General features: G+C 59.5%; 21 protein-coding genes. 11 read left to right on the top strand and 10 right to left on the bottom strand.

The features are described from left to right. Positions 1-205: 205 nt before the first annotated feature. Positions 206-901, top strand: coding sequence for an HAD-IA family hydrolase (locus tag MO767_RS05175; RefSeq protein ID WP_056744180.1), 696 nt, complete (start codon positions 206-208; stop codon positions 899-901). Between the two features lie 70 nt (positions 902-971). On the opposite strand, the gene MO767_RS05170 is transcribed toward MO767_RS05175, so the two are convergent. Beyond that, complete coding sequence (locus MO767_RS05170; RefSeq protein WP_282479664.1) at positions 972-1718, bottom strand: 3-oxoacyl-ACP reductase family protein; 747 nt, start codon at positions 1716-1718, stop codon at positions 972-974. A 125-nt stretch (positions 1719-1843) separates the two neighbouring features. On the opposite strand from MO767_RS05170, the gene MO767_RS05165 reads away from it, so the two are divergent. Further along, positions 1844-2827: a LysR family transcriptional regulator gene (locus MO767_RS05165; protein ID WP_282479663.1), complete on the top strand. Its 984-nt coding sequence runs from the start codon at positions 1844-1846 to the stop codon at positions 2825-2827. A 56-nt stretch (positions 2828-2883) separates the two neighbouring features. Here MO767_RS05165 and MO767_RS05160 read toward each other — a convergent pair whose 3' ends face one another. The 3 genes from MO767_RS05160 to MO767_RS05150 all read right to left on the bottom strand — a co-directional run bounded on the left by MO767_RS05160 (position 2884) and on the right by MO767_RS05150 (position 6398). Next, positions 2884-3612 carry an aspartate/glutamate racemase family protein gene (locus MO767_RS05160; protein WP_282479662.1) on the bottom strand — a complete coding sequence of 243 codons (729 nt, stop codon included), beginning with the start codon at positions 3610-3612 and terminating at the stop codon, positions 2884-2886. A 53-nt stretch (positions 3613-3665) separates the two neighbouring features. Further along, positions 3666-5207 (bottom strand): NCS1 family nucleobase:cation symporter-1, encoded by a 1542-nt coding sequence (locus tag MO767_RS05155; protein WP_282479661.1) that lies wholly within the window; start codon positions 5205-5207, stop codon positions 3666-3668. Between the two features lie 450 nt (positions 5208-5657). Next, positions 5658-6398: a phosphoadenylyl-sulfate reductase gene (locus tag MO767_RS05150; RefSeq protein WP_008042297.1), complete on the bottom strand. Its 741-nt coding sequence runs from the start codon at positions 6396-6398 to the stop codon at positions 5658-5660. 173 nt (positions 6399-6571) lie between these two features. Here MO767_RS05150 and thrH point away from each other — a divergent pair, with 173 nt between their 5' ends. Further along, positions 6572-7189, top strand: a complete 618-nt coding sequence (thrH, locus tag MO767_RS05145; protein ID WP_056744191.1) for a bifunctional phosphoserine phosphatase/homoserine phosphotransferase ThrH — start codon at positions 6572-6574, stop codon at positions 7187-7189. A 99-nt stretch (positions 7190-7288) separates the two neighbouring features. Here thrH and pabB read toward each other — a convergent pair whose 3' ends face one another. From pabB to MO767_RS05125, 4 genes are all read right to left on the bottom strand, one after another. After that, positions 7289-8626: an aminodeoxychorismate synthase component I gene (gene pabB / locus MO767_RS05140; RefSeq protein ID WP_282479660.1), complete on the bottom strand. Its 1338-nt coding sequence runs from the start codon at positions 8624-8626 to the stop codon at positions 7289-7291. A gap of 80 nt (positions 8627-8706) precedes the next feature. Beyond that, positions 8707-9693: an alpha-L-glutamate ligase-like protein gene (locus MO767_RS05135; protein WP_282479659.1), complete on the bottom strand. Its 987-nt coding sequence runs from the start codon at positions 9691-9693 to the stop codon at positions 8707-8709. Continuing rightward, complete coding sequence (locus tag MO767_RS05130; RefSeq protein WP_282479658.1) at positions 9693-11225, bottom strand: inactive transglutaminase family protein; 1533 nt, start codon at positions 11223-11225, stop codon at positions 9693-9695. The genes MO767_RS05135 and MO767_RS05130 overlap by 1 nt, the downstream gene beginning before the upstream one ends. Positions 11226-11230: 5 nt before the next feature. Then, complete coding sequence (locus MO767_RS05125; protein WP_282479657.1) at positions 11231-11767, bottom strand: ATP-dependent zinc protease; 537 nt, start codon at positions 11765-11767, stop codon at positions 11231-11233. 301 nt (positions 11768-12068) lie between these two features. Here MO767_RS05125 and MO767_RS05120 point away from each other — a divergent pair, with 301 nt between their 5' ends. The 6 genes from MO767_RS05120 (at position 12069) to prpD (ending at position 20538) form a co-directional block, all read left to right on the top strand. Further along, on the top strand, positions 12069-12788 hold the full coding sequence (locus tag MO767_RS05120) for a GntR family transcriptional regulator (protein WP_178122757.1): 720 nt from the start codon (positions 12069-12071) through the stop codon (positions 12786-12788). Continuing rightward, positions 12785-13675 (top strand): methylisocitrate lyase, encoded by an 891-nt coding sequence (prpB, locus tag MO767_RS05115; RefSeq protein ID WP_149420202.1) that lies wholly within the window; start codon positions 12785-12787, stop codon positions 13673-13675. Before MO767_RS05120 ends, prpB begins: the two co-directional genes overlap by 4 nt. Before the next feature lie 76 nt (positions 13676-13751). Continuing rightward, entirely contained in the window at positions 13752-14879 is a 1128-nt protein-coding gene (gene prpC, locus MO767_RS05110) for a 2-methylcitrate synthase (RefSeq protein ID WP_282479656.1), read from the top strand. A 204-nt stretch (positions 14880-15083) separates the two neighbouring features. Then, on the top strand, positions 15084-17675 hold the full coding sequence (gene acnD, locus MO767_RS05105; protein WP_282479655.1) for a Fe/S-dependent 2-methylisocitrate dehydratase AcnD: 2592 nt from the start codon (positions 15084-15086) through the stop codon (positions 17673-17675). A gap of 53 nt (positions 17676-17728) precedes the next feature. Continuing rightward, entirely contained in the window at positions 17729-18919 is a 1191-nt protein-coding gene (gene prpF / locus MO767_RS05100; RefSeq protein WP_282479654.1) for a 2-methylaconitate cis-trans isomerase PrpF, read from the top strand. 134 nt (positions 18920-19053) lie between these two features. Further along, positions 19054-20538, top strand: a complete 1485-nt coding sequence (gene prpD / locus MO767_RS05095) for a 2-methylcitrate dehydratase (protein WP_282479653.1) — start codon at positions 19054-19056, stop codon at positions 20536-20538. Here the strand turns inward: prpD and MO767_RS05090 are convergent. After that, a complete protein-coding gene (locus MO767_RS05090; RefSeq protein WP_282479866.1) occupies positions 20531-21415 on the bottom strand; it encodes an EamA family transporter in 885 nt (294 codons plus the stop codon). The two genes, prpD and MO767_RS05090, sit on opposite strands and share 8 nt — an antisense overlap. Before the next feature lie 137 nt (positions 21416-21552). Between MO767_RS05090 and MO767_RS05085 the strand changes: the two genes are divergently transcribed. Continuing rightward, entirely contained in the window at positions 21553-22962 is a 1410-nt protein-coding gene (locus MO767_RS05085) for a PLP-dependent aminotransferase family protein (RefSeq protein WP_282479652.1), read from the top strand. Positions 22963-23085: 123 nt separating this feature from the next. Here MO767_RS05085 and MO767_RS05080 read toward each other — a convergent pair whose 3' ends face one another. Next, entirely contained in the window at positions 23086-23904 is an 819-nt protein-coding gene (locus tag MO767_RS05080; RefSeq protein WP_033055694.1) for a pyruvate, water dikinase regulatory protein, read from the bottom strand. A gap of 174 nt (positions 23905-24078) precedes the next feature. Between MO767_RS05080 and ppsA the strand changes: the two genes are divergently transcribed. Further along, entirely contained in the window at positions 24079-26454 is a 2376-nt protein-coding gene (gene ppsA, locus MO767_RS05075) for a phosphoenolpyruvate synthase (protein WP_282479651.1), read from the top strand. The last annotated feature ends 76 nt before the right edge of the window (positions 26455-26530 follow it).

The following is a 26530-nucleotide window of genomic DNA, read 5'->3' as shown; positions in this document are numbered from 1 at the left end:
GACTTTGCGGGGGATTGGCGGGGAAAGAAGTCGGGAAAGTAAGTGTTTGGTGTAGGGGAAATCGCTAAATGACGGAAAGCACTCAGGCATTGCCCGTTGCCCTATGCCTGCCGCGCTCGCTATGCTGCTGAATCCTTTAATCAATCGCGGACCCGGCCGTACCTGAGCCGCCTCTGGGATGTCATTAGAAAACGGATCAGATGCGATGAATGCACCGCTGAATGAATTCGGCCCGATCAAGGCCGTGATTTTCGATATGGACGGCTTGTTGCTGGACACTGAGGGCATTTACACCGAAGTCACGTCCATGATTGCCGCGCGTTACGGTCGGGTCTTCGACTGGAGCGTCAAACAGAACATCATCGGCCGTGGCGCGGGTGATCTGGCGCGATATGTGGTCGAGGCGCTGGACCTGCCGATCACCGCCGAAGAGTTCCTGGTGATCCGCGAACCGCTGATGCGCGAGCGTTTTCCTACAGCACTGGCAATGCCTGGCGCACAGGAGTTGGTTCGGCATCTGAAGGCCAATAACATTCCGATCGCGGTGGGCACCAGTTCTTCGCGTCAGTCGTTCGGACAGAAAACCACCTTGCACCGCGACTGGTTCGCGCTGTTCGATTTCATCGTGACGGCTGATGATCCGGAAGTCGGCGCGGCCAAACCGGCGCCGGACATCTTCCTCACGGCCGCGCGGCGCCTGGGTGTCGCGCCTGAGGATTGTCTGGTGTTCGAGGATTCGCCGTTCGGTGTCACGGCGGCGAAAGCGGCGGGGATGACCGCGATTGCGATACCGGATGCGGCGATGGCTGACGAAAAGTACGCGCACGCCGATGGCATTCTTCGTACGCTGAAAGCGTTCAAGCCGAGTGCTTGCGGTTTGCCGGCGCTCGAGTGGGCTTAAATCTGCACAGATAAAAACGCCGGCAACCTGATCAGGGTTGCCGGCGTTTTTTTATGCGTGATTCAGAACATCAGGCACCGAAACCACCGTCGATGGTCAGGCTGGCGCCGGTGATGTAGCCGGCTTCGGGGCCGACGAGGTAGGCGACGAAGCTGGCGATTTCTTCCGCTTTGCCGTAACGACCCACCGCCATCAACGGGATCAGGCTATCGGCGAAGTCGCCACTGGCCGGGTTCATGTCAGTGTCGACCGGGCCCGGCTGCACGTTGTTGATGGTGATGCCGCGCGGGCCGAGGTCGCGAGCCAGGCCTTTGGTCAGGCCGACCAGCGCCGACTTGCTCATGGCGTACGGGCCGCCACCGGCAAAGGGCATGCGGTCGGCGTTGGTGCTGCCGATGTTGATGATGCGACCGCCTTCGGTCATGTGTTTGGCTGCGGCCTGGGTGGCGATAAATACGCTGCGCACGTTGATCGCGAGAGTCTGGTCGAAGTCTTCGAGTTTGAAATCTTCCAGCGGTGCAACGGCCAGCACGCCGGCGTTGTTGACCAGAATGTCCAGGCGACCAAAGGCTTTTACGGTGGCGGTCACGGCGTTGCGAATGGCCTCGGCGTCGGCGCTGTCAGCCTTGATGGCGAGGGCTTTGCCGCCGTTACCGGTGATGCTGTTTTGCAATTCTTCGGCTTTGGCCGTGGAGCTGACGTAGGTGAAGGCGACTGTCGCGCCTTCAGCAGCCAGGCGTTTGACAATGGCTGCGCCGATACCGCGGGATCCGCCTTGAATCAAAGCCACTTTGCCGCTGAGGTTCTGAGTAGTCATATCGATCTCCAAAGTCCCGAGGCGAGATGTCTCGGTTGATGGAGCCTAGTATCGATTCAGGATTGCCGGCTGTGTAGACGGTAATTGCGATAGTCTGTGTAAACCAAAAGTTTATAGTGGCGCTTATGGAAACCTTCAGCAGTATCGAATGCTTTGTGCGCAGTGCAGAGGTCGGCAGCTTCGCCGAAGCCGCGCGCCGTCTGAGTCTGACCCCGGCGGCGGTGGGCAAGAGTGTTGCCAAGCTTGAGGCGCGACTGGGTGTGCGGCTGTTTCAGCGCAGCACTCGCAGCCTGACGCTCACTGAGGCGGGTCATCGGTTTCTCGGCGAAGTGAGTTCCAGTCTTCACACGATCCAGAATGCCGTGGCCAATTTGGCCAGCGCCGAGGGGCTACCAGCGGGGACGTTGAAGGTCAGCATGGGCACGGTGTTCGGGCGTTTGTACATCGTGCCGTTGCTCGGGGAGTTTCTGCGGCGCTTTCCGGCGATCAACCCGGATTGGCATTTCGATAATCGTCAGGTCGATCTGATTGCTCAGGGTTTCGATGCGGCGATTGGTGGGGGATTCGAGCTGCCGCAGGGGGTGGTGGCGCGCAAGCTGACGCCGGCGCATCGGGTGTTGGTCGCGTCAGCCGACTATCTTGCAGGGCGTGAGGTGATTGCCGAGCCCGATGATCTCAAACATCATGATGGCATCCTGATTCGATCGCCACAGACAGGTCGTGTGCGTTCCTGGCAATTGACCAGTCGCACCCAGCAACACAGCCCGCTGATGCTCAAGGCGCGGATGACCATGAGCGATTCGGAGGCTGCCTGCGCCACGGCCGCCCAAGGGTTGGGCATTGCGCTGGTGAGCATGCCGTTTGCCGTGGGCTATCTGGAGGCCGGGACCTTGCAGCGGGTGCTACCGGACTGGTATGTCGACGACGGCAACATTTCGATCTACTACGCGGAGCACAAATTGTTGCCGGGCAAGACCCGGGCGTTTGTGGATTTCATCATTGAGCAATTTGCGGAGCAGGGATTGGGGCAGCGGTTTAGTGCGGTTTTAGCCAGCTTCAAAACCGAGGAGCGGCCATCGCGAGCAAGCTCGCTCCCACATTGGATCTGAGGCGTTCACAAATCCCCTGTGGGAGCGAGCTTGCTCGCGATGAACGATGACGCGGTCTACCTGCCAAACCGCGCCGGCCAGCCAATAACTTTCTTCGGCCGCGGCGTCGCATAAGTCCGTACCTTGGACGTCGACAACCCCAACCGCACCAACGACTCGGCGATGGTCACCGCCGCCGTCACACCATCCACCACCGGCACGCCAGTGCGCCGGCGAATCTGTTCATCCAGCCCGGCCATGCCGCCGCAGCCCAGGCAAATCACCTCGGCCTTGTCTTCAAGCACGGCCAATTCCGCCTGACGAATAATTGCCTCCAACGCACGCTCAGGATCGGATTCCAGTTCCAGCACCGCCAAGCCACTGGCCCGCACAGACGCGCAACGGTCCCAGAGTCCGGACAGCTTGAGGCGATCCTCGATCAGTGGGACGGTGCGGTCCAGCGTGGTGACCACCGAGTAGGCATGGCCGAGGAACATTGCCGTGCTGGCCGCCGCATCGGTGATGTCCACCACCGGCACGTTGAGCAACTCCTGCAAACCCTCGCGGCCGTGTTCACCGTAACCGGCCTGGATCACGGCATCGAAGGGTTGGTCGTAGGACATCACCCGGTCCATCACCGCGATAGCGGCCAGGTAACTTTCGAAATTGCCTTCGATGGAGTCAGCACCGAAGTAGGGCGTCAGGCCGATGATTTCCGTGCCTGGCGCGGCCACGGACTGAGCCGAACGGGCGATGGCCTGGGTGATGGACTCGGTGGTGTTGACGTTGACCACGAGAATTCGCATGGGAAGTCCTTATAGCGGGTGGTTCTGCGGCCCGACGGTGCCGGGCCACCGGATTAATGGCTGACGTTATCGACGGCGATGGCTTCACCGCTGACGTCTGCGTAATGAGGCTGCCGTTTGGCGATGATCAGGTAGAGCATCCCGGCAATCCCGGCACCAATCAGCCAGGAGAAGGGCGATACGCTGTCGAAGCCCGGTACCAGCGCCAGGACGATGGCGATCAGCGCGGCAGGAATGAACGCCGCGACGGCGCGTAAATTGACTCCGCGGCTGTAGTAATAAGCGCCGTTAGGGTCTTCGCTGTACAACTGCGGCACGTTGACCTGACCTTTTCGTACGAGCCAGTAGTCGACCATGATCACCCCGTACAAAGGGCCGAGCAGGGCGCCGAGGCCGGACAGGAAATACACGATCACCAGGGGGCTGTTGTAGAGGTTCCACGGCAGGATCAGCACCGCGATGGTCGCGCTGATCAGGCCGGCGCGGCGAAACGTCAGGTATTTGGGCGCCAGGTTGCTCAGTACGAAGGCCGGGGCGACGAAGTTGGCCATGATGTTCACCGCCACGGTGACGATCAGGAACGCCAGGCAACCGAGCACCAGAAAGAAGGTGTTGGGAATCGAGGCGATGATCTCGGTCGGGCTTTCGATAATCCGGCCATTGATCTGAAATTGCGCGCCACAGAGCAGGACGGTGATGCTGGCGAACACCAGAATATTCACCGGCAGGCCCCAGAAATTGCCGACCTTGATGGTCTTGCGGCACGGCGAAGAACGGGCGAAGTCGCAGAAGTTGAGGATCAGCGTGCCGTAGATCGACAGCCACAACGCACCACCGGCAAAGATGTTGCGCCACATCTCGCCGCCGGTCAGAGGTTCGCGGATCGACCAGGCGATGGTCGCGTTGGCCTGAAAGTACATCCATGCGGCGAGGGCGGCGACGGTCAGCAGAATCACCGGCCCGGCAAACGCCTCGTAACGCCGCACCATCTCCATGCCATAGGCGAGAATCGCCAGTTGCACGAACCAGATCGCCACGAAGCACACCCAGCCCAGGCTCGATAGACCGAGGATCGAGTTGTGGTCGTAGTCGGCGAAGCCGGGATGCACCGCGGTCAGCAGTACGCGAAAGACCACTGAAGCCAGGTAGGTCTGAATCCCGAACCAGGCGATGGCGATAACGGCACGAATCAACGCAGGAATTTGCGCCCCGTGAATGCCGAAACTGATCCGGCTGATGACAGGAAACGGCACGCCGGTCTTTTGCCCCATGTAGCCGGAGAGGTTCATGAAGCAATACACCAACGCCGCACCGATCCCCAAGGACAGCAGGATTTGCCAGCCGCCCAGTCCGAGCGCATACAGCCCGATGGCGAAGGAGTAATTTGCGATGTTGTGAACGTCGTTGGTCCACAGGGCGAAGATGCTGTAGCGGCCCCAGCGTCGACCTTCGGCCTTGGTCGGCGCCAGGTCCTTGTTGTGCAGGCGAGGGCTGAGTACGACGGGTTCTTCAAGCGTTTGGTCGTGAGGGGTTGAAGTGGGTGGGAAGGAGGGCAGATCCAGCGCGATGTTGTTATTGGAGAGGCTAGTACGCATTCCGGCAGGCTCCGAGCTTGGCGTCGCGATGACTGTGCATGAGCGTTGGCTCGACAAATCTTCGTCGCGGGCAGTCAGCATCATTGGTTACGGGGCATCTGCAGCCTGTACGGGATAGGGCGCTTCAGGCTTGCGGATCTAAAGTGTGTGTATGTTTTGATTTGATTGTATACAAAACATGTATGCACTTAAGCCAGATCCATGCCACTCAACGATCTATGGATTTCGCCACTAATTTCGTTTTGTTATCTATTGGCGATAAGTGACTGAAATGAAAACGATATAAATTGACTGTTTGAACAGGTATTTTTTTCAGTGGGATTTGTACAAAGGATCGACTGAGGAAGTCTGGGCGGGGGCGTGTAACTTTTTGGGGCGCTGAAATAAAAAGTGCACACACAAATGGCACCTATGGTGACATTCGTGTGTACACATTTATTGAGACGGTTTTTAAGCCTTGGATTTGCTGATGATATTGCCCGCATGCAGACCGCATTCTTTCTGCGTCGCTTCTTCCCACCACCAACGACCTTCGCGCTCGTGCTGGTTCGGCAACACCGGACGGGTGCAGGGCTCGCAGCCGATGCTGATGAACCCGCGTTCGTGCAGGCTGTTGTACGGCAGCTCCAGCATGCGGATGTAGCCCCAGATCTCTTCACTGGTCATTTGCGCCAGCGGGTTGAATTTGTACAGGGTACGTTCCGGGGTGGAGAACGCGGTGTCGATTTCCAGCACCGCGACGGCGCTGCGAGTTCCAGGACTCTGATCCCGACGCTGACCGGTGGCCCAGGCCGTCACACCCGAGAGCTTGCGACGTAGTGGCTCGATCTTGCGGATGCCGCAGCATTCGCCATGGCCGTCCTTGTAGAAACTGAACAGGCCTTTTTCCTTCACGAAAGGTTCGAGCTTGGTGTAGTCCGGCGACACCAGTTCGATATCGATCTTGTAGTGCTCACGCACCTGATCGATGAAGCGATAGGTCTCGGGGTGCAAGCGGCCAGTGTCGAGGCTGAACACCTTGACGTTCTTGTTCAGCTTCCAGGCCATGTCTACGAGCACCACGTCTTCGGCGCCGCTGAAAGATATCCACAGGTCATCGCCAAACTCGGCGAACGCGAGTTTCAGGATGTCCTGGGCGGATTTGTTGGCATAGGTCGTGGCGAGTTCCACGACATCGAACGATGGGCTCATCAGGGCGGCTTCCTACAGGTCAGTGGCGCTGGGCGCTCTATATGTGGCTGATGGTAACAAAATCCTGCAGCCGCTGGCGCGCCCTCTGCGTTGCACCGGCCAGCCTGAGTCGCTAGAGTTCGGCAGTCCTTTTGCTCGCTCGACTCAATAATCAATACAAATGGGAGTGTCTTGTGGAAATTGCTTGTCTGGATCTTGAAGGTGTACTGGTCCCTGAAATCTGGATCGCCTTCGCCGAAAAAACCGGGATCGAGTCCCTGAGGGCTACCACCCGGGATATTCCCGACTACGACGTGCTGATGAAGCAGCGTCTGCGGATTCTCGACGAGCACGGCTTGAAACTCACCGACATCCAGGAAGTGATCGCCACGCTGAAGCCGCTGGATGGCGCCATCGAGTTCGTCAATTGGCTGCGTGAACGCTTTCAGGTGGTGATTCTGTCGGACACGTTCTACGAGTTCTCCCAGCCGTTGATGCGTCAACTGGGCTTCCCGACCTTGCTCTGCCATCGTCTGATTACTGACGATTCCGGTCGGGTGACGAGCTATCAATTGCGTCAGAAAGATCCCAAGCGCCAGTCGGTTTTGGCCTTCAAGAGCCTTTACTACCGGGTGATCGCGGCGGGGGATTCCTACAACGACACCACGATGTTGGGTGAGGCAGATGCAGGGATTCTGTTCCATGCGCCGGACAATGTGATTCGCGAGTTTCCGCAGTTCCCGGCGGTGCATAGTTTTGAAGAGCTGAAGCAGGAATTCATCAAGGCTTCGAATCGGGCGTTGAGTTTGTAGTCGTCTGGGAGGACGTCATCGCGAGCAAGCTCGCTCCCACAGGGATCGGTGATCACCTGTGGGCGCGAGCTTGCTCCGGGCGGCGTTCCGACGATGCTTTTAAAGGCTCTGCAAGGTATCGAGCAGTACTTTTACCTTGGTAATCGATTCCTGATACTCGGCCTGCCACTCGGAATCCGCGACGATCCCGCCACCGCCCCAGCAACACACCTGCCCATCCTTGACCAGCAAACTGCGAATCGCGATGGAACTGTCCATCTCGCCGCGCACGTCCAGATACAACAAAGACCCGCAGTACAACCCCCGACGCGTTGGCTCCAGCTCGTCGATGATCTGCATCGCGCGAATTTTCGGCGCGCCGGTAATCGAGCCGCCAGGGAAGCTGCCAGCGATCAGGTCCAGCGCGTCCCGGTCATCCGCCAGTTCTCCGGTGACACTGCTCACCAAGTGATGCACGTTCGGGTAGCTTTCCAGGCTGAACAACTCCGGCACCCGCACCGAACCGATACGGCACGTACGGCCGAGGTCGTTGCGCAGCAGGTCAACGATCATCAGGTTTTCCGCGCGGTCTTTGGGGCTGGCCAGCAGTTCGGCGGCGTTTGCCGCATCTTCGGCAGCGGTCAGTCCGCGAGGGCGGGTGCCTTTGATCGGGCGGGTTTCCACATGGCGTTCGCTGACTTTGACGAAGCGTTCTGGCGACAGACTCAGCACCGCACCGCCGTCGGGCAGACTCTGAAAACCGGAAAACGGCGTCGGACACGCCGCCCGCAGCGCGCAATAGGCAGCCCACGGATCGCCTTGGCACTGAGTGCGGAAACGCTGGGCGAAATTGACCTGATAGCAGTCACCGGCCTGGATGTAGTGCTGAATGCGTTCGAGCGCGTGGCGATACTCGTCAGCGCTCAGGTCGGCCTTCATCGGGGCTTTCAGCTTGAAAGGCTCGACCGCTAGAACCGGAGGTTCATTGAATAGTGCGATCAGACGCTGACGTTCGCTGTCGATCAGCGACGGGTGGAAGACCAACTGACTTGTACTCAGTTGGTGATCGCTGATCAGTGCCCAGTCGTACAGTCCGAAACGTGCGTCGGGCAATTGCAGATCGTCCTGCGCCTGACTCGGCAGGTTTTCCAGATGCCGACCGAAGTCGTAGCTCAGGTAACCGATGAGGCCACCCGCGAAGGGCAGGTCAACAGGCACTGTCGCTTCACCGAGTCGTGTCAGATTGTCGCGAAGGCGTTGCAGGAAATCGCCGCCACTTTCGTCAGGCAATACGGCTAACTGCTCCAGCGGCCAGGCACTGAGCAGGTCATAACGTCCACGCTCGGCACTCGGCCGGCCACTGTCGAGCAGCACGGCACCGGGGGCATGACGAATCGCCGCGAAGTACTCGGCGGGGTTGGCGCGATAGGGGAGCGGGTGTACGGAACAGGTCAACATGGGCGGGGCAGATCAGCCATCGAGGCGGGGGGGCGATTGTAATCCCCTCGGGGAATTGCTCCTAGAGGGGATGTCGGGGATCAGCCTTCAACCGCAGGAATATGCCCAAACATCTCCTGAACAAACTCCACCCGTTCCCGCACGGTCTCGGTAATCCCGCGAGCCTTCAACTCTTCCAGCCGCGCCTCGACCGCATGGGTGCGCAACGTCAGCCCGCAATCATTGGCAATCTGAATGTTCAACCCCGGCCGGGCGTTGAGCTCAAGAATCAGCGGCCCTTTCTCCTGGTCCAGCACCATGTCGACACCGATGTAACCCAGCCCGCACAGCTCGTAGCAGCCGGCGGCAAGCTTCATGAAACCGTCCCAGTAGGGCAGTTGCACGCCATCCACCGCGTTAGTGGTGTCGGGGTGTTTGGTGATGATGTTGTTCAGCCAGGTGCCGCGCAACGTCTGCCCGGTCGCGAGGTCGACGCCGACGCCGATGGCACCCTGGTGCAGGTTGGCCTTGCCGCCGGACTGGCGCGTCGGCAGGCGCAGCATGGCCATCACTGGGTAGCCCATCAGCACAATGATGCGGATGTCCGGCACGCCTTCGTAGCTGATGCTTTTGAAGATCTGGTCCGGGATCACCCGGTATTCGATCAGCGCCCGGTCGCGATGCCCGCCCAGGGAATACAGGCCGGTGAGAATGCTCGAGATATGGTGCTCGAGTTCCTCATGGTCGATGATCTTGCCGGACACTGTGCGATAGCGGCCCTCGAACCGGTCGGCAACCACAATGATGCCGTCGCCGCCCGCGCCTTGGGCCGGTTTGATCACGAAGTCATTGCGCCCGCCGATGATTTTTTCGAGGTTGTCGATTTCTTTTTCGGTGGAGATCACGCCATACATTTCCGGCACATGAATGCCGGCGGCGATGGCGCGTTCCTTGGTGATGATCTTGTCATCAACGATCGGGTACAGACTGCGCTTGTTGTACTTGAGCACATAATCCGCGTTACGCCGATTGATCCCCATGATCCCCCGGGCTTCCAGGGCCTTCCAGGTCTTCCAGAAACCGAACATTACGAATCAGCCTTGAGGAACGCCTTGAAACGCACCAGTTCGGTCAGGCGGTAGCCGCGATAGCGACCCATGGCCAGCATGAAGCCCACCAGAATCAGCAGGATCGCCGGGAAGGTAAACACGAAGTAAATCAGCTCTGGCACGGTCATGATCAGGTGCGCCACAGACGCAGCGAACAGCGTACCGATCGCCACTTTCATGGCATGGCCGGAACCGCGTTCTTCCCAGGTAATCGACAGGCGTTCGATGGTCATGGTCAGAATCACCATCGGGAACAGCGCTACCGACAACCCGCGTTCCAGGCCGAGTTTATGGCTGAGCAGGCTGATCGTCGCGATCAGCACCACCACGAAGGTCAGTACCACTGACAGCCTCGGCAGCATTTGCAGCTTCAAGTGTTCAAGGTAGGAACGCAGCGACAGGCCCAACGCCGTGATGATCGTAAACAGCACGATGCCGAAACCGAGCTGGGTTTCCCGGAACGCCAGGGCGATCAGCACCGGAGTAAAGGTGCCGAGGGTCTGAATGCCGATCAGGTTGCGCACGATCAGGATCACCAATACGCCGATCGGGATCATTACCATGATCATGAAGGTCTGCTGGGTTTGCAGCGGCAGGCCGTACAACGAGTATTCAAGGAAGTTGGCGTCGGAGTTTTCGTCGGTCAGTTTGGCCAGACGAATGGCATTCATTTCGCTGTTATTCAGGCTGAAAGTCACGTTGGCCTTCTTGCCACCATCGACCGTGATCAGGTTTTCATCGCCGGTCCACCACAGCAGGCGGTCGGTCGGCAGGCCCTGTTCGCCGGTTTCCGGGTTGAAGTACAGCCAGTCGGTACCGTTGAAGCTGCGCAGCCAGAGTTCAGGTATTTGCGGTTGGTCGGCCACCAGGCGAATGGTGTGGACCTTTTCGACCGGCACGTGGGCGATGGACAGTACCAGCTCGACGATTTTGGCTTTGCTCGCAGTGGACGGATCGCCACCCAACAGCAGTTTCACATTGTCGTCGTTAAGGTTGTTGACGCGCTTGATGGCTTCGCCGATGAAGGTTTCGACGTCAGCCGAATGCTGGCGGATCGGCGCGAGCAGGGCTTCGGCAGCGATTTTTTCCGGGCCTTCGACGGCGATGCTGTCGCGGAAGGTCGGACCTTTGATCTTGGATTTTTCGCCGGTGTAACGCTTGGTCAGCACCAGACGGTAATAAAGGGTCTGGTTGCCCTTGGCCCGACGCGCCGACCAGGTGACCTTGCGGTTGCCGTCGACCCGATTCACGGCTACGCCGTAATTGTTGGAGATGAAGCTCTCGTTGAGGCTGACGTAATCGCGGCTCAGCGGCGGCACGAACATCTGAATCTTGACCGGGTCCTTGGCACTGGCGACGAACTCGACCTTGGCGTCGATGTTCCACAAGTCGTCGGTGGCGTCTTCGGTCACGGGAATGCCGAGCACGAAGATTTGATAGGCCGTAACTGAAATGCCCAGCACCACCAGAATGGCGATCAGGAATTTCAGGTGAAGGGTAAGAGAGCGCATTGGAATTACTCTGCGGTATGAGCGTCGGTGGCGCAGGCGGGTTTGCCAGCTGCGTATTTAAGACTGGGGTCGACCAGCGCATCGAAGCGTTTCAGCGCTTCGGAGCCGATCAGGAGCGGGTATTGGAAGGCGCTGCGGTCGGTTAGGTTCACTTCGATGCTGCGTAAAGCCGAACCCATGCAGATATCCAGCTCGATCACCGGACGGGCGGTGTACTTCTTGCCTGCTTCCGGGTCGTAGTCGCCGGCCCTGCGCTTGATCTTGCTGACACGGGCCAGTGGCCGTTCGATTGGATGCGAATGCGCGGCGTCGATGGCCAGGTAAAAACGCACCCAGGACTCGCCATTGCGTTTGAAGCGTTTGATGTCACGGGCGCTCAAGGACGCGGTTTTCGCCCCGGTGTCGAGTTTGGCGGCGACCTCCAGGTTGATACCGTCCAGGGAGGCGTACTCATTGAGGCCGTACACGGTCTTTTCCCCTGCCGCGGCTACACCTGGCAGGCAAAGAAGATAAAGGAAAGTGGGGAAGGGCTTGAGTCTCATAAATCCTGGTGCGCAGCGGTCCGTACTTCGATTCAAGGCCCTGGCATCGCTGCGCAAGCTCCCACGTATGCCTATCAACTATTTATGACAAGCAGTGCAGATGTCACAAACAAATGCGGCCGGCATTCTAGCACGGTGGTTTTATGGTGCCAGCGCCGGGAGGCGGCTATAAACAGAAGGCTGCATTGTTCTGGTGCAGTCGGTTATTAGACGATTGTCGACAATACCTATTTATCCTTTGACTAAAAGGTCCTTATTCGCTAGTTTTTGCGGCATCAGCTTTAAAGGTGTCGACAATATGCTGGATCAACTCGATCCCCCGGTCATTGCCCAAGACGATTCGGAGACACTTTCCGAGAACGTCTTCCGGCGCATTCAGGCGGCCATCGTCAAGGGCGAGATCGCCCCGGGTAGCAAGATCTCCGAGCCCGAACTGGCGCGCACCTATGGCATCAGCCGCGGGCCGCTGCGTGAGGCGATCCACCGGCTGGAAGGCCAGCGCCTGCTGGTTCGCGTGCCGCACGTCGGGGCGCGGGTGGTTTCGTTGAGCCACGCGGAGTTGCTGGAACTCTACGAAATCCGCGAATCCCTCGAAGGCATGGCCTGCCGTCTGGCGGCCGAGCGCATGACCCTCGAAGAAATCGACGAGCTTCGCCGGGTCCTCGAAACCCATGAGCGCGATGCGGCGTTTCAGGCCGGTGTCGGCTACTACCAGCAGGAAGGCGATTTCGACTTCCATTACCGAATCATCCAGGGCAGCGGCAACCGCACCCTGACGCAGATGCTCTGCGGCGAGCTCTATCAACTGGTGCGCATGTACCGCATCCAGTTTTCCACCACGCCCAATCGTCCGCGTCAGGCCTTTGCCGAGCACCACCGAATTCTCGACGCCATCGCCGACCGTGACGGTGAACTGGCCGAGTTGTTGATGCGCCGTCACATCGGCGCCTCCAAACGCAATATCGCCCGTCACTACCAGGACGGCGCTAACCCGACAGCCACTGAACGAGGTGAGTCATGAGTTTGAACAAGAGCACTCCAGGCCAGCGTTTCCGCGATGCGGTCGCCAGCGAGCATCCCCTGCAAGTCGTCGGCGCGATCAACGCCAACCATGCGCTGCTGGCCAAGCGCGCCGGTTTCAAGGCTATTTATCTGTCGGGTGGCGGGGTGGCTGCCGGCTCCCTCGGCGTGCCGGACCTGGGCATCACCGGTCTGGATGACGTGCTGACCGACGTGCGCCGCATCACTGATGTCTGCGACCTGCCGCTGTTGGTGGACGTGGACACCGGTTTCGGTTCCTCGGCGTTCAACGTCGCGCGTACCGTCAAGTCGATGATCAAGTTCGGGGCGGCGGCGATTCACATCGAAGACCAGGTCGGCGCCAAGCGCTGCGGTCACCGTCCTAATAAAGAGATCGTGTCCCTGCAGGAAATGGTCGACCGCATCAAGGCTGCCGTCGATGCGCGCACCGATGACAGCTTCGTGATCATGGCCCGCACTGACGCCCTCGCAGTGGAAGGTCTGGAATCCGCTTTGGATCGCGCCGCCGCGTGCATCGAGGCCGGCGCCGACATGATCTTCCCGGAAGCCATCACCGAACTGGACATGTACAAGCTGTTCGCCAGCCGCGTGAAAGCGCCGATCCTGGCCAACATCACTGAATTCGGCGCGACGCCGCTGTACACCACCGAGCAGCTTGCCGCCGCCGATGTGTCGCTGGTGCTGTACCCGCTGTCGGCGTTCCGCGCGATGAACAAAGCCGCAGAAAACGTCTACACCGCGATCCGCCGCGATGGCACGCAACAGAACGTCATCGACACCATGCAGACCCGCATGGAGCTTTACGATCGCATCGACTACCACACCTTCGAGCAGAAGCTCGATGCGTTGTTTGCGGCGAAGAAATAAAGATCAAGAGATCGCAGCCTCGTTTCACTCGACAGCTCCTACAGATTCCCTAATAAATTCAAGATTGGAGACAGCAATGGCCGAAGCAAAAGTACTCAGTGGCGCCGGGCTCCGTGGCCAGGTTGCCGGGCAAACCGCACTGTCCACCGTGGGCCAGTCGGGCGCAGGCCTGACCTATCGTGGCTACGACGTTCGCGAACTGGCGGCTGACGCACAATTCGAAGAAGTGGCCTACCTGCTGCTGTACGGCGAACTGCCGACCAAAACCCAACTCGCCGCTTACATCAGCAAACTGGGCAAGTTGCGCGACCTGCCGCAAGCGCTGAAAGAAGTGCTGGAGCGCATCCCCGCCGACGCCCACCCGATGGACGTGATGCGCTCCGGTTGCTCGTTCCTGGGCAACATCGAGCCGGAGAAAGACTTCTGCGAACAACACGACGTGACTGACCGTTTGCTCGCCGCGTTCCCGGCGATCATGTGCTACTGGTATCGCTTCAGCCATAACGGCAAACGCATCAGTTGCGTGAGCGACGAACAAACCATCGGTGGCCACTTCCTACACCTGCTGCACGACAAGAAGCCTAGCGAGTTGCACGTCAAAGTGATGAACGTTTCGCTGATCCTCTACGCGGAGCACGAGTTCAACGCCTCGACGTTCACCGCACGGGTTTGCGCCTCGACCCTGTCGGACATGTATTCCTGCGTCACGGCCGCCATTGGCTCGCTGCGTGGTCCGCTGCACGGCGGCGCCAACGAAGCGGCGATGGAAATGATCGAGCGCTTCTCGTCGCCAGAAGAGGCGGTCGAGGGCACCCTCGGCATGCTGGCGCGCAAGGACAAGATCATGGGCTTCGGCCACGCGATCTATAAGGACAACGATCCGCGCAACGAGGTGATCAAGGGCTGGTCGAAAAAACTCGCTGACGAAGTGGGCGACACCGTGTTGTTCCCGGTTTCCGAAGCCATCGACAAGACCATGTGGGAACAGAAGAAGCTGTTCCCGAACGCCGACTTCTACCACGCGTCGACGTACCACTTCATGGGTATCCCGACCAAGTTGTTCACACCGATTTTCGTCTGCTCGCGCCTGACCGGCTGGGCGGCGCACGTGTTCGAGCAACGTGCCAACAACCGCATCATCCGTCCGAGCGCCGAGTACGTCGGCGTCGAACAGCGCAAGTTCGTGCCAATCGAACAACGCTGAATGGTGGGGATGCTGGCGCAGGGATCTGAATAAACAAAGATCCCTGTGGGAGCGAGCTTGCTCGCGATAGCGGTGGGTCAGTCGACTTCAATGTCGGATGTGACTCAGTCATCGCGAGCAAGCTCGCTCCCACAGTGGAGTGTGTTTACTTCAGGTCCGTGCCAGGCCCCACCCTTTTGAAATTACCGTGACCGAGTCCTGACGATGAACACTGAATTCCGTAAACCGCTGCCCGGCAGCCATCTGGATTACTTCGACGTCCGTGCGGCTGTCGAAGCCATCCAGCCTGGCGCCTACGACACTCTGCCGTACACCTCCCGCGTGCTGGCGGAAAACCTGGTGCGTCGCTGCGACCCGGCCACGCTCACCGAATCCCTGAAGCAATTCATCGAGCGCAAACGCGACCTCGACTTCCCGTGGTTCCCGGCCCGTGTGGTGTGCCACGACATTCTCGGCCAGACCGCTTTGGTCGACCTCGCCGGTCTGCGCGACGCCATCGCCCTGCAAGGTGGCGACCCGGCGCAAGTGAACCCGGTGGTGCCGACGCAATTGATCGTCGACCACTCCCTGGCCGTCGAGCGCGGTGGCTTCGATCCGGAGGCGTTCGAGAAGAACCGCGCCATCGAAGACCGTCGCAACGAAGACCGTTTCCACTTCATCAACTGGACCAAAAAAGCCTTCAAGAACGTTGATGTGATCCCGCCGGGTAACGGGATCATGCACCAGATCAACCTGGAGAAAATGTCTCCGGTGATCCAGGTGCGCGACGGCGTGGCGTTCCCCGACACCTGCGTCGGTACCGACAGCCACACCCCGCACGTCGATGCGTTGGGCGTGATCGCCATCGGTGTTGGTGGCCTGGAAGCTGAAAGCGTGATGCTTGGCCGCGCGTCGTGGATGCGTCTGCCGGAAAGCGTCGGCGTCGAATTGACGGGCAAGCTGCAACCGGGCATCACCGCCACCGACATGGTGCTGGCGCTGACCGAGTTCCTGCGTCAGCAAAAAGTCGTCGGTGCGTGGCTGGAGTTCTTTGGCGAAGGCGCCTCCGCGTTGACTCTTGGTGACCGTGCGACCATCTCCAACATGGCCCCGGAATACGGCGCCACCGCCGCGATGTTCTACATCGACCAGCAAACCATCGACTACCTCAAGCTCACCGGCCGCGAAGACGAGCAGGTGCAGTTGGTCGAGAGTTACGCCAAGACCACGGGCCTGTGGGCTGATAGCCTGAAAGGCGCGCAATACGAGCGCGGGTTGACCTTCAACCTGTCCTCGGTGGTGCGCAACATGGCTGGCCCGAGCAACCCGCATGCCCGCGTCGCCACCTCGGATCTCGCGGCTCAAGGCATTTCCGGTCAGTGGACCGAAGTGCCCGGCCAAATGCCGGATGGCGCGGTGATCATCGCCGCCATCACCAGTTGCACCAACACCAGCAACCCGCGCAACGTCATCGCCGCCGGCCTGCTGGCGCGCAATGCCAACAAGCTCGGCCTGACCCGCAAACCGTGGGTCAAGTCGTCCCTGGCGCCGGGTTCGAAAACCGTGGCGCTGTACCTCGACGAGGCCGGCCTCACCAGCGAACTGGAGCAACTCGGTTTCGGCATCGTCGCCTTCGCTTGCACGACGTGCAACGGCATGTCCGGCGCGCTGGATCCGGCGATTCAGCAAGAGATCATCGACCGCGACCTCTACGCCACTGCCGTGTTGTCCGGCAACCGCAACTTTGACGGGCGGATTCACCCTTACGCCAAGAACGCCTTCCTCGCGTCGCCGCCGCTGGTGGTCGCTTACGCCATCGCCGGCACCATCCGTTTCGACATCGAAAAAGATGTGCTGGGTGTGGTCGACGGCAAAGAAATCCGCCTGAAAGACATCTGGCCGAGCGACGAAGAAATCGACGCGGTGGTGAAAGCGTCGGTCAAGCCGGAGCAGTTCCGTCAGGTCTACATCCCGATGTTCGCCATCCACGAAGACACCGGCCCGAAAGTGACGCCGCTGTACGACTGGCGCGAGATGAGCACCTACATCCGCCGTCCACCGTACTGGGAAGGCGCGCTGGCCGGGGCTCGCCCGCTCAAGGGCATGCGCCCGCTGGCGGTGCTGCCGGACAACATCACCACCGATCACCTGTCGCCGTCGAACGCGATCATGCTCGACAGCGCTGCCGGTGAATACCTGGCGAAAATGGGCTTGCCGGAAGAGGACTTCAACTCTTACGCGACCCACCGCGGTGACCACCTGACTGCACAGCGCGCCACCTTCGCCAACCCGAAACTGTTCAACGAAATGGTTCAGGAAAACGGCAAGGTCAAACAGGGTTCGCTGACCCGCGTCGAGCCGGAAGGCAAAGTAATGCGCATGTGGGAAGCCATCGAAACCTACATGGAACGCAAGCAGCCGCTGATCATCATTGCCGGCGCCGACTACGGTCAGGGTTCGTCCCGCGACTGGGCAGCCAAAGGTGTGCGTCTGGCGGGTGTGGAAGCGATTGCCGCTGAAGGTTTCGAGCGCATTCACCGCACCAACCTTGTGGGCATGGGCGTGTTGCCGCTGGAGTTCAAACCGGGCACCGACCGTCACACGCTGAACATCGACGGCAGTGAAACCTACGACGTCATCGGCGAACGCACCCCGCGCGCCGAACTGACGCTGGTGATCAACCGCAAGAACGGCGAACGCGTCGAAGTGCCGGTGACCTGCCGTCTCGACACCGCCGAAGAAGTGTCGATCTACGAGGCTGGCGGCGTGTTGCAGCGTTTCGCTCAGGACTTCCTGGAATCGGCCGTCGCCGTTTAAAACTTAGAGCCACAGGGGATTTCGAATCCCCTGTTGGCCAATAGAGGAATGACATGGCTCACGCACCTCAAATCAAAATCCCCGCCACCTACATGCGTGGCGGCACCAGTAAAGGCGTGTTCTTCAGCCTGCAAGACCTGCCCGAAGCGGCACAGATTCCCGGCCCGGCTCGGGACGCCTTGTTGCTGCGCGTGATCGGCAGCCCTGATCCATACGACAAGCAAATCGACGGCATGGGCGGCGCGACCTCCAGCACCAGCAAAACCGTGATCTTGTCGAAAAGCATCAAGGCCGATCACGACGTCGATTACCTGTTCGGTCAGGTGTCCATCGACAAGCCTTTCGTCGACTGGAGCGGCAACTGCGGCAACCTGTCGGCAGCGGTCGGTTCGTTCGCCATCAGCAATGGTTTGGTGGACGCCAGCCGTATCCCGCAGAACGGCGTTGCCGTGGTTCGGGTGTGGCAGGCCAACATCGGCAAGACCATCATCGCCCACGTGCCGATCACCAACGGTGAAGTGCAGGAAACCGGCGATTTCGAGCTCGACGGCGTGACCTTTCCGGCCGCTGAAGTGCAGGTCGAATTCATGGACCCGGCAGCGGAAGAAGAGGGCGGCAGTGGTTCGATGTTCCCTACCGGCAATTTGGTGGATGACCTCGAAGTACCCGGCGTCGGGACTTTCAAGGCGACCATGATCAATGCCGGTATTCCGACGATTTTCGTCAATGCCGAAGACATCGGTTACACCGGCACCGAGCTGCAAGGTGCGATCAACAGCGATCCGAAAGCGTTGCTGATGTTTGAAACCATTCGGGCTTACGGCGCATTGCGCATGGGCCTGATCAAGGATCTGGACGAAGCGGCCAAGCGTCAGCACACGCCTAAGGTGGCCTTTGTGGCCAAGCCTTCGGACTACGTTGCTTCGAGTGGCAAAGCAATTGCGGCGGGCGATGTCGATCTGCTGGTGCGAGCGCTGTCCATGGGCAAGTTGCACCACGCGATGATGGGCACGGCGGCGGTGGCGATTGGTACGGCGGCGGCGATTTCCGGCACGTTGGTGAATCTTGCAGCGGGCGGTATCGAACGCAATGCCGTGCGCTTCGGGCATCCGTCCGGCACCTTGCGCGTGGGTGCTGAAGCCAGCCAGGTCAACGGCGAGTGGACTGTGAACAAGGCCATCATGAGCCGCAGTGCGCGGGTGTTGATGGAAGGTTACGTCCGCGTTCCGGGTGATTCTTTCTGAAGAAACACAAAACCCTGTGGGAGCAAGCTCGCTCCCACAGGTGACCGCGTTCCAAAATAAGAAAGTAGTAACTGACTGAGATTGCCCCCTGAACCGAGGTCCCATCAACGAACCACTTCAAGAGTGAATCGAACATGAGCACCAACGTCGACCAGAACAACCGCCCCGACTACGACACGGTCCTGCAGGACATTGCCGACTACGTCCTCAACTTCAAGATCCAATCCGTCGAAGCCTTCGACACCGCCCGCAACTGCCTGATGGACACGTTGGGCTGTGGCCTGCTGGCCCTGCGCTTTCCCGAATGCACCAAACACCTTGGCCCGATCGTCGAAGGCACCGTCGTCCCGTTCGGCGCGCGCGTCCCCGGCACCAGTTATCGCCTCGACCCGGTCAAGGCGGCGTGGGACATCGGCTGCATCGTTCGCTGGCTCGACTACAACGACACCTGGCTCGCCGCCGAATGGGGCCATCCGTCCGATAATCTCGGTGGCATTCTCGCGGTGGCCGATCACCTGTCGCAAAAACGCCTGGCCAATGGCGACGCGCCGCTGACCGTTCGCGCGGTACTCGAAGCCATGATCATGGCCCACGAGATTCAAGGCGTGATCGCGCTGGAAAACTCCTTCAATCGTGTAGGCCTTGATCACGTCATCCTGGTGAAAGTCGCCTCGACCGCTGTCACCGCCAAGCTGATGGGCGCCAATCGCGAGCAATTGTTGTCGGCGTTGTCTCACGCCTTCGCCGACGGACAGGCGCTGCGCACTTACCGTCATGCGCCGAATGCCGGATCGCGTAAATCCTGGGCGGCTGGCGACGCGTCCAGCCGTGGCGTGCGTCTGGCAGACATCGCAATGCGTGGCGAGATGGGCATCCCCGGCGTACTGACAGCCAAACAATGGGGTTTCTACGACGTGCTGTTCAGCCACACCAACAACGACCTGGCGCTCAAGCCCGAAGATAAACGCGCGTTTAGCTTCTCCCGACCATACGGTAGCTACGTGATGGAAAACGTGCTGTTCAAAATCAGCTTCCCGGCCGAATTTCACGCACAAACGGCCTGCGAAGCGGCCGTGACGTTGCATCCGCAAGTCAGAAATCGTCTGCACGAAATCGACAAAATCGTCATCACCACCCACGAATCGGCGATCCGCATCATCTCCAAAGTCGGACCGCTGGCCAATGCTGCGGACCGTGACCATTGCATCCAGTACATGACGGCCGTGCCGCTGGCGTTCGGCAATCTGGTGGCCGAGCAGTACGAAGACGACTTCCACGCGGCGCACCCGATCATCGATGTGCTGCGCGAAAAAATGGTCATCGTCGAAGACCCACGCTACACCCGCGAGTACCTGGAGGCCGACAAACGCTCCATCGCCAATGCGATACAGGTGTTCTTCAAAGACGGCTCCAGCACCGAAAACGTGTTGGTGGAGTACCCGATCGGCCATCGCCGTCGCCGCACCGACGGCATTCCGCTGCTGGAAGACAAGTTCAAGGCGAACCTGGCGACGCGATTCACCGCCCAGCGATGCGCCGAGATCTTTGCGTTGTGCAAGGATCAGGTTGCCCTTGAAGCAATACCGGTCAACCGTTTCATGGACTTGTTTGTCATCTAAGCCACTTTTCCACAGGCAATTTGGAGATCGCAAACCCCGTCAGCAAAATCGCCGAGTACATCATCAGTTCCTGGGACAAGGTTTGCCCCTCGTACCAGGCACCGATGATGACCGCGAACACCGGAAAAATGATGAACACAAACGACAGAATGATCGGGCTCAGCCGCTTGAGCAGCAGGAAGTAAACGATAAACCCGCCCACCGATGCCACCAGCCCCAGATAGAGCAGGGCGCTCCACGATCGCGCGGTGATGGCATCGAACACCGGTGCTTCGACACTCAATCCGGCGACAAACAGCATCAGCCCGGCGATGCCAATGGGCAGCGTGTTGTAGGTGATGACGCTGATCGCCGTACCGTGTTTTTTCGTCACCACGTAACACAGCGCATGCATCACCGCGGCGCAGAGAATTGCCAACACCCCGAACAACTCGGCATGGTCCAGATGCAGCCCTTGGCTGCGGATGATCATGAACAGGCTGCCGAAACCGATGGCGATGCCGAGTACTTGCGAGGGGTAGATTTTCTCCCGCAGAAACAGCGCGGAAAACAGCAGGATGAACACCGGCATGCAGCTGAACAGTAGCGCTGTCAGACCGGATGAAACGTGCATTTCCCCGTAGTTGAGCAAGTAGTACGGCAGGCTGAAATACGACAGCGTGACAAAGACAAAGAACCAACGGCTTTCCCTGGGAAACAGCAGCGGCTCACGACGTATCAGGGCGAAACCGAGAAACAGCGGGAAGGCGATGAGGAACCGCAGGCCGGCAGCGGTCAGCGGCGGCACGCTTTCAACGGCAATCTTGATCCCGAGCCACGTGGTGCCCCAGCTCAGGCACACGATCAGGAACAGCGCGCTGGTGATCAGGGCGGCCAGCCAGGGTTTTGCAGTATTTGAAGGCGCGCTGACGGCAATGGACATGATCGAGCTCCTGTTATTGTCGGAATTGACCTTCATCTGCAAAAGGTCTATCCCTGATTGAACCTGTTTCAAGCACGCTATTCGGGGTTGTAATGACTGTCAAAACAAGTATTGCCATGGTGTCAATCCTGCGCGACGTCCTCGCAAACGGTCTGGGGGTTAAATACAAACGCCTCGCCAACGCGATCGAAAAAGGCATCGCTGAAGGGCTGATCGAGCCCGGCTGCAAATTGCCGCCTCATCGGTTGCTGGCGGATAGCCTTGGCGTGACCATCGGTACCATCAGCCGCGCTTACGGTGAGCTCGAACGTGTGGGGTTGGTGGTCGCGCGCGTAGGAGACGGCACGTATGTGCGTCAGCGCGGGATGGAACGACCGCGGGACGGTGGCTTTCGCAATGTCAGCGATGAACCTCGGGCGTTTTTTGACATGAGCCGCAATCAGCCGATTCCGGGGCAGGAAGCGCTTTTTTTAAGTCAGAGCCTGCAAGCGTTGTCCCTTGATCCTGAGGCGTTGCAACACATCAGTGGCTACACCGTCGATGTCGGTTTGTCACGCTATCGTGCGGCGGGCGCGCACTGGCTCAGGCATGAAGAGTTTGTCCCGAACGCCGAGCAGATCGTTTGCGTGAACGGCGGCCAGCACGGTCTGTTGTGTGCCTTGATGGGGTTGCTCAAGGCGGGCGATACGTTGGTGACGGAGCACCTGACCTACCCGGGGTTGATCAGCGTCGCACGCCAGCTCGGGATAAAACTCATCGGCGTTGGGATGGATGATGAAGGACTGATGCCCGATGCCCTGGATGAGGTTTGCCGCAACCATCGTGTGTCGGCGCTGTATTGCACACCGACGATCCAGAATCCTACGGCTGCAGTGATGTCCGTCGCACGGCGGGAAGCGATTGCAGAGATCTGTCGGCAGCACAATCTGTTGATCTTTGAAGACGAAGCCCACGCGGTATTGGCTCTACAGCGACCGTTACCCTTGAGCCATTTCGCCCCGGAGCGCTCGGTGCTGATCGGCAGCCTGAGCAAGGCGGTGTCGGCAGGTTTGCGGGTCGGTTACCTGCATGCGCCGCAACCGTTGATCGGACGCTTGAGCGCAGCCGTGCGCGGGACGTGCTGGATGGCCAGCCCGTTGTCGCTGGAGGTGGCGAGTCTGTGGATAGAAAGCGGCATTGCCGAGCAGTTGCTGGGCCAGCAGATTGCCGAGATCGGTCGACGCAAGGCGTTGGTGAGGGGTGTGCTGGAGGGCTTGGCGTACAAAACCCATCCCAATAGCCCGCACTTCTGGATCGAAGTGCCCGAGCCGTGGCGGGCCTCGCAGATTGCGGAGGAGCTCAAGGCCAATAATTATCTGGTGGCTACTGCCGAGATGTTTGCGGTCGGGCACGGGGCGGTGCCGCAGTTCATCAGGGCGAGTGTGTGTAATTCGGCGGGGGATGACAGGTTGTTGCTGAGAGGATTTGAAGCGTTGGCCGGGGCACTCGCAGAGACTGCGTAATCGTTCATCGCGAGCAGGCTCACTCCTACAGGGGACTTCTGTCGTTCACAAATGTTGTGTCCACTGAAGATCCCTTGTGGGAGTGAGCCTGCTCGCGATGACGGTAGAACAGGCGCTAAAGAACTACTTGAATCGCCGCTCCACGCCTTTCTCCACCAGAATCTTCGCCGAAATCTCTTCCACCGAAAAATGCGTGGAATTGATGTGCGGAATGTTCTCGCGGCGGAACAGATTCTCCACCTCGCGCACTTCGAATTCGCACTGGGCGTAGCTCGAATAGCGGCTGTTGGGCTTGCGCTCGTTGCGGATCGCGGTGAGGCGATCCGGGTCGATGGTCAGGCCGAACAGCTTGTGCTGGTGGGCGCGCAGGGTGGCAGGCAGTTGCAGGCGTTCCATGTCGTCTTCGGTCAGCGGGTAGTTGGCCGCGCGGATGCCGAATTGCATGGCCATGTACAGGCACGTCGGCGTCTTACCACAACGCGACACGCCCACTAGGATCAGGTCCGCCTTGTCGTAATAATGCGTGCGCGCACCGTCGTCGTTGTCGAGTGCGAAGTTCACCGCCTCGATGCGTTCCATGTAATTGGAGTTGCTGCCAATCGAGTGGGATTTGCCGACGGTGTAGGAAGAATGCTCGGTCAGTTCCTGTTCGAGAGGCGCCAGGAAGGTCGAGAAAATGTCGATCATGAAACCATTGGACGTTGCGAGGATCTCACGGATGTCCTGATTGACAATGGTGTCGAAGATGATCGGCCGAAAGCCGTCGGTTTCGGCGGCTTTGTTGATTTGTTGTACCATGGCACGCGCTTTATCCACGTTGTCGATGTAGGGCCGCGTGAATTTGCTGAAGGTAATGTTTTCGAACTGCGCCAGGAGGCTTTGGCCTAGGGTCTCGGCTGTGATGCCGGTGCCATCGGAGATAAAGAAAGCAGATCGTTTCATTTGCACCTTGGGCCTTAAGCTAGTGACGAATCTTGGATATGATAGGCGCGATTTGCCGGCCGCCAGTGGCCCGCATTCTCACTTATTTTCCAGGTCCAGGCCATACAGCTGGCAAACGCTCCTTTGAGCCGCCGGCTTCTGAGCTTTTCCAACACAGTTAGTGGAGAGATCACCTTGGTAGAGTACGTAGTTTCCCTCGATAAGCTCGGCGTCCATGATGTAGAGCACGTAGGGGGCAAGAACGCATCCCTGGGCGAGATGATCAGTAACCTTGCAGGTGCCGGTGTATCGGTGCCCGGTGGCTTCGCCACGACAGCTCAGGCTTATCGTGATTTTCTCGAGCTGAGCGGCCTGAACGATCAGATCCACGCCGCCCTCGACGCCCTGGACGTCGACGATGTCAATGCCCTGGCCAGGACCGGCGCCCAGATCCGTCAATGGATCATGGAAGCCGAATTCCCCGAGAAGCTCAACGCCGAAATCCGCACCGCGTTCGCCACGCTGTCGGCCGGCAACCCTGACATGGCCGTTGCCGTGCGTTCTTCCGCTACCGCCGAAGACCTGCCGGACGCTTCCTTCGCCGGTCAGCAGGAAACCTTCCTGAACATCCGTGGTGTCGAAAACGTTATTCGCGCCGCCAAAGAGGTGTTCGCTTCGCTGTTTAACGACCGCGCCATTTCCTACCGCGTCCACCAGGGCTTCGACCACAAGCTGGTTGCCCTGTCGGCCGGCGTGCAGCGCATGGTCCGCTCTGAAACCGGCACCGCCGGCGTGATGTTCACCCTCGATACCGAATCGGGCTTCCGTGACGTGGTGTTCATCACCGGCGCCTACGGCCTGGGTGAAACCGTCGTACAAGGCGCGGTGAACCCGGATGAGTTCTACGTCCACAAAGGCACGCTGGCAGCCGGTCGTCCGGCCATCCTGCGTCGCAACCTGGGCAGCAAAGCCATCAAGATGATCTACGGCGAAGTGGCCACGGCCGGTAAATCGGTCAAGACCATCGACGTCGACAAGGCTGATCGCGCACGTTTCTGCCTGAGCGACGCCGAAGTCAGCGAGCTGGCCAAGCAAGCAATGATCATCGAGAAGCACTACAAGTGCCCGATGGACATCGAATGGGCCAAAGACGGCGACGACGGCAAGCTCTACATCGTTCAGGCCCGCCCTGAAACCGTGAAGAGCCGCACCTCGGCCAACGTCATGGAACGCTACCTGTTGAAAGAAACCGGCACCGTGCTGGTTGAAGGTCGCGCCATCGGCCAGCGCATCGGCGCCGGCAAGGTCCGCATCATCAAGGACGTGTCCGAGATGGACAAGGTCCAGCCAGGCGACGTGCTGGTTTCCGACATGACCGACCCGGACTGGGAACCGGTCATGAAGCGCGCCAGCGCCATTGTCACCAACCGTGGCGGTCGTACCTGTCACGCGGCGATCATCGCTCGTGAGCTGGGCATTCCGGCCGTGGTCGGTTGCGGCAACGCCACCCAGCTGTTGAAAGACGGCCAGGGCGTGACTGTTTCCTGCGCTGAAGGCGACACCGGTTACATCTTCGAAGGTGAACTGGGCTTCGACATCAAGAAAAACTCCGTAGACGCCATGCCTGATCTGCCGTTCAAGATCATGATGAACGTCGGTAACCCGGACCGCGCCTTCGACTTCGCACAGCTGCCGAACGCCGGTGTGGGCCTGGCCCGTCTGGAGTTCATCATCAACCGCATGATCGGTGTTCACCCCAAAGCGCTGTTGAACTACGCCGGGCTGCCGCAGGACATCAAGGACAGCGTCGACAAGCGCATCGCCGGTTACGACGATCCGGTTGGCTTCTATGTCGACAAACTGGTTGAAGGCATCAGCACCCTGGCCGCTGCGTTCACCCCGAAAAAGGTCATCGTGCGTCTGTCGGACTTCAAGTCCAACGAATACGCCAACCTGATTGGCGGCAAGCTCTACGAGCCGGAAGAAGAAAACCCGATGCTGGGCTTCCGCGGTGCTTCGCGTTACATCAGCGAAGCATTCCGTGACTGCTTCGAACTCGAGTGCCGTGCTCTCAAGCGCGTTCGCAATGAAATGGGTCTGACCAACGTCGAAATCATGGTGCCATTCGTCCGTACCCTCGGCGAAGCCAGCCAGGTCATCGACCTGTTGGCGGAGAACGGTCTGAAGCGCGGCGAAAACGGTCTGCGCATCATCATGATGTGCGAACTGCCGTCTAACGCGATCCTCGCTGAAGAATTCCTCGAGTTCTTTGACGGCTTCTCCATTGGCTCCAACGACCTGACCCAACTGACCCTGGGCCTGGACCGTGACTCCGGGATCATCGCGCACCTGTTTGACGAGCGTAATCCGGCGGTCAAGAAGCTGCTGGCCAACGCGATTCAGGCCTGCAACAAGGCGGGCAAGTACATCGGTATTTGCGGTCAGGGTCCTTCGGACCACCCTGATCTGGCCAAATGGCTGATGGAGCAGGGCATCGAAAGCGTTTCGTTGAACCCCGATTCCGTACTGGAAACCTGGTTCTTCCTGGCTGAGGGTCAAGCGCAGGCTTGATCGGTGAGTGAAGAGACCGGTCAGTGACCGGTCTCTTTTGATTCAAGTAGGGCGGGCTCCTCTGGAAGCCGCCCTT

The sequence above is a fragment of the Pseudomonas sp. UYIF39 genome, from assembly GCF_029963765.1.
In the GTDB taxonomy this organism is placed as follows: Bacteria; Pseudomonadota; Gammaproteobacteria; order Pseudomonadales; family Pseudomonadaceae; genus Aquipseudomonas.
This window is presented reverse-complemented; position numbering and strand designations above follow the sequence as displayed.

Bases quoted from the DNA above. Each gene is read 5' to 3' on its own strand.
- acnD (WP_282479655.1), top strand. From the start codon at position 15,084: ATGAACACTGAATTCCGTAAACCGCTGCCCGGCAGCCATCTGGATTAC.
- MO767_RS05170 (WP_282479664.1), bottom strand. From the start codon at position 1,718: ATGACTACTCAGAACCTCAGCGGCAAAGTGGCTTTGATTCAAGGCGGA.
- prpD (WP_282479653.1), top strand. From the start codon at position 19,054: ATGAGCACCAACGTCGACCAGAACAACCGCCCCGACTACGACACGGTC.
- MO767_RS05085 (WP_282479652.1), top strand. From the start codon at position 21,553: ATGACTGTCAAAACAAGTATTGCCATGGTGTCAATCCTGCGCGACGTC.
- MO767_RS05125 (WP_282479657.1), bottom strand. From the start codon at position 11,767: ATGAGACTCAAGCCCTTCCCCACTTTCCTTTATCTTCTTTGCCTGCCA.
- pabB (WP_282479660.1), bottom strand. From the start codon at position 8,626: ATGTTGACCTGTTCCGTACACCCGCTCCCCTATCGCGCCAACCCCGCC.
- MO767_RS05160 (WP_282479662.1), bottom strand. From the start codon at position 3,612: ATGCGAATTCTCGTGGTCAACGTCAACACCACCGAGTCCATCACCCAG.
- MO767_RS05135 (WP_282479659.1), bottom strand. From the start codon at position 9,693: ATGTTCGGTTTCTGGAAGACCTGGAAGGCCCTGGAAGCCCGGGGGATC.
- MO767_RS05130 (WP_282479658.1), bottom strand. From the start codon at position 11,225: ATGCGCTCTCTTACCCTTCACCTGAAATTCCTGATCGCCATTCTGGTG.
- MO767_RS05080 (WP_033055694.1), bottom strand. From the start codon at position 23,904: ATGAAACGATCTGCTTTCTTTATCTCCGATGGCACCGGCATCACAGCC.
- MO767_RS05165 (WP_282479663.1), top strand. From the start codon at position 1,844: ATGGAAACCTTCAGCAGTATCGAATGCTTTGTGCGCAGTGCAGAGGTC.
- MO767_RS05175 (WP_056744180.1), top strand. From the start codon at position 206: ATGAATGCACCGCTGAATGAATTCGGCCCGATCAAGGCCGTGATTTTC.
- prpF (WP_282479654.1), top strand. From the start codon at position 17,729: ATGGCTCACGCACCTCAAATCAAAATCCCCGCCACCTACATGCGTGGC.
- prpB (WP_149420202.1), top strand. From the start codon at position 12,785: ATGAGTTTGAACAAGAGCACTCCAGGCCAGCGTTTCCGCGATGCGGTC.
- MO767_RS05155 (WP_282479661.1), bottom strand. From the start codon at position 5,207: ATGCGTACTAGCCTCTCCAATAACAACATCGCGCTGGATCTGCCCTCC.
- MO767_RS05150 (WP_008042297.1), bottom strand. From the start codon at position 6,398: ATGAGCCCATCGTTCGATGTCGTGGAACTCGCCACGACCTATGCCAAC.
- prpC (WP_282479656.1), top strand. From the start codon at position 13,752: ATGGCCGAAGCAAAAGTACTCAGTGGCGCCGGGCTCCGTGGCCAGGTT.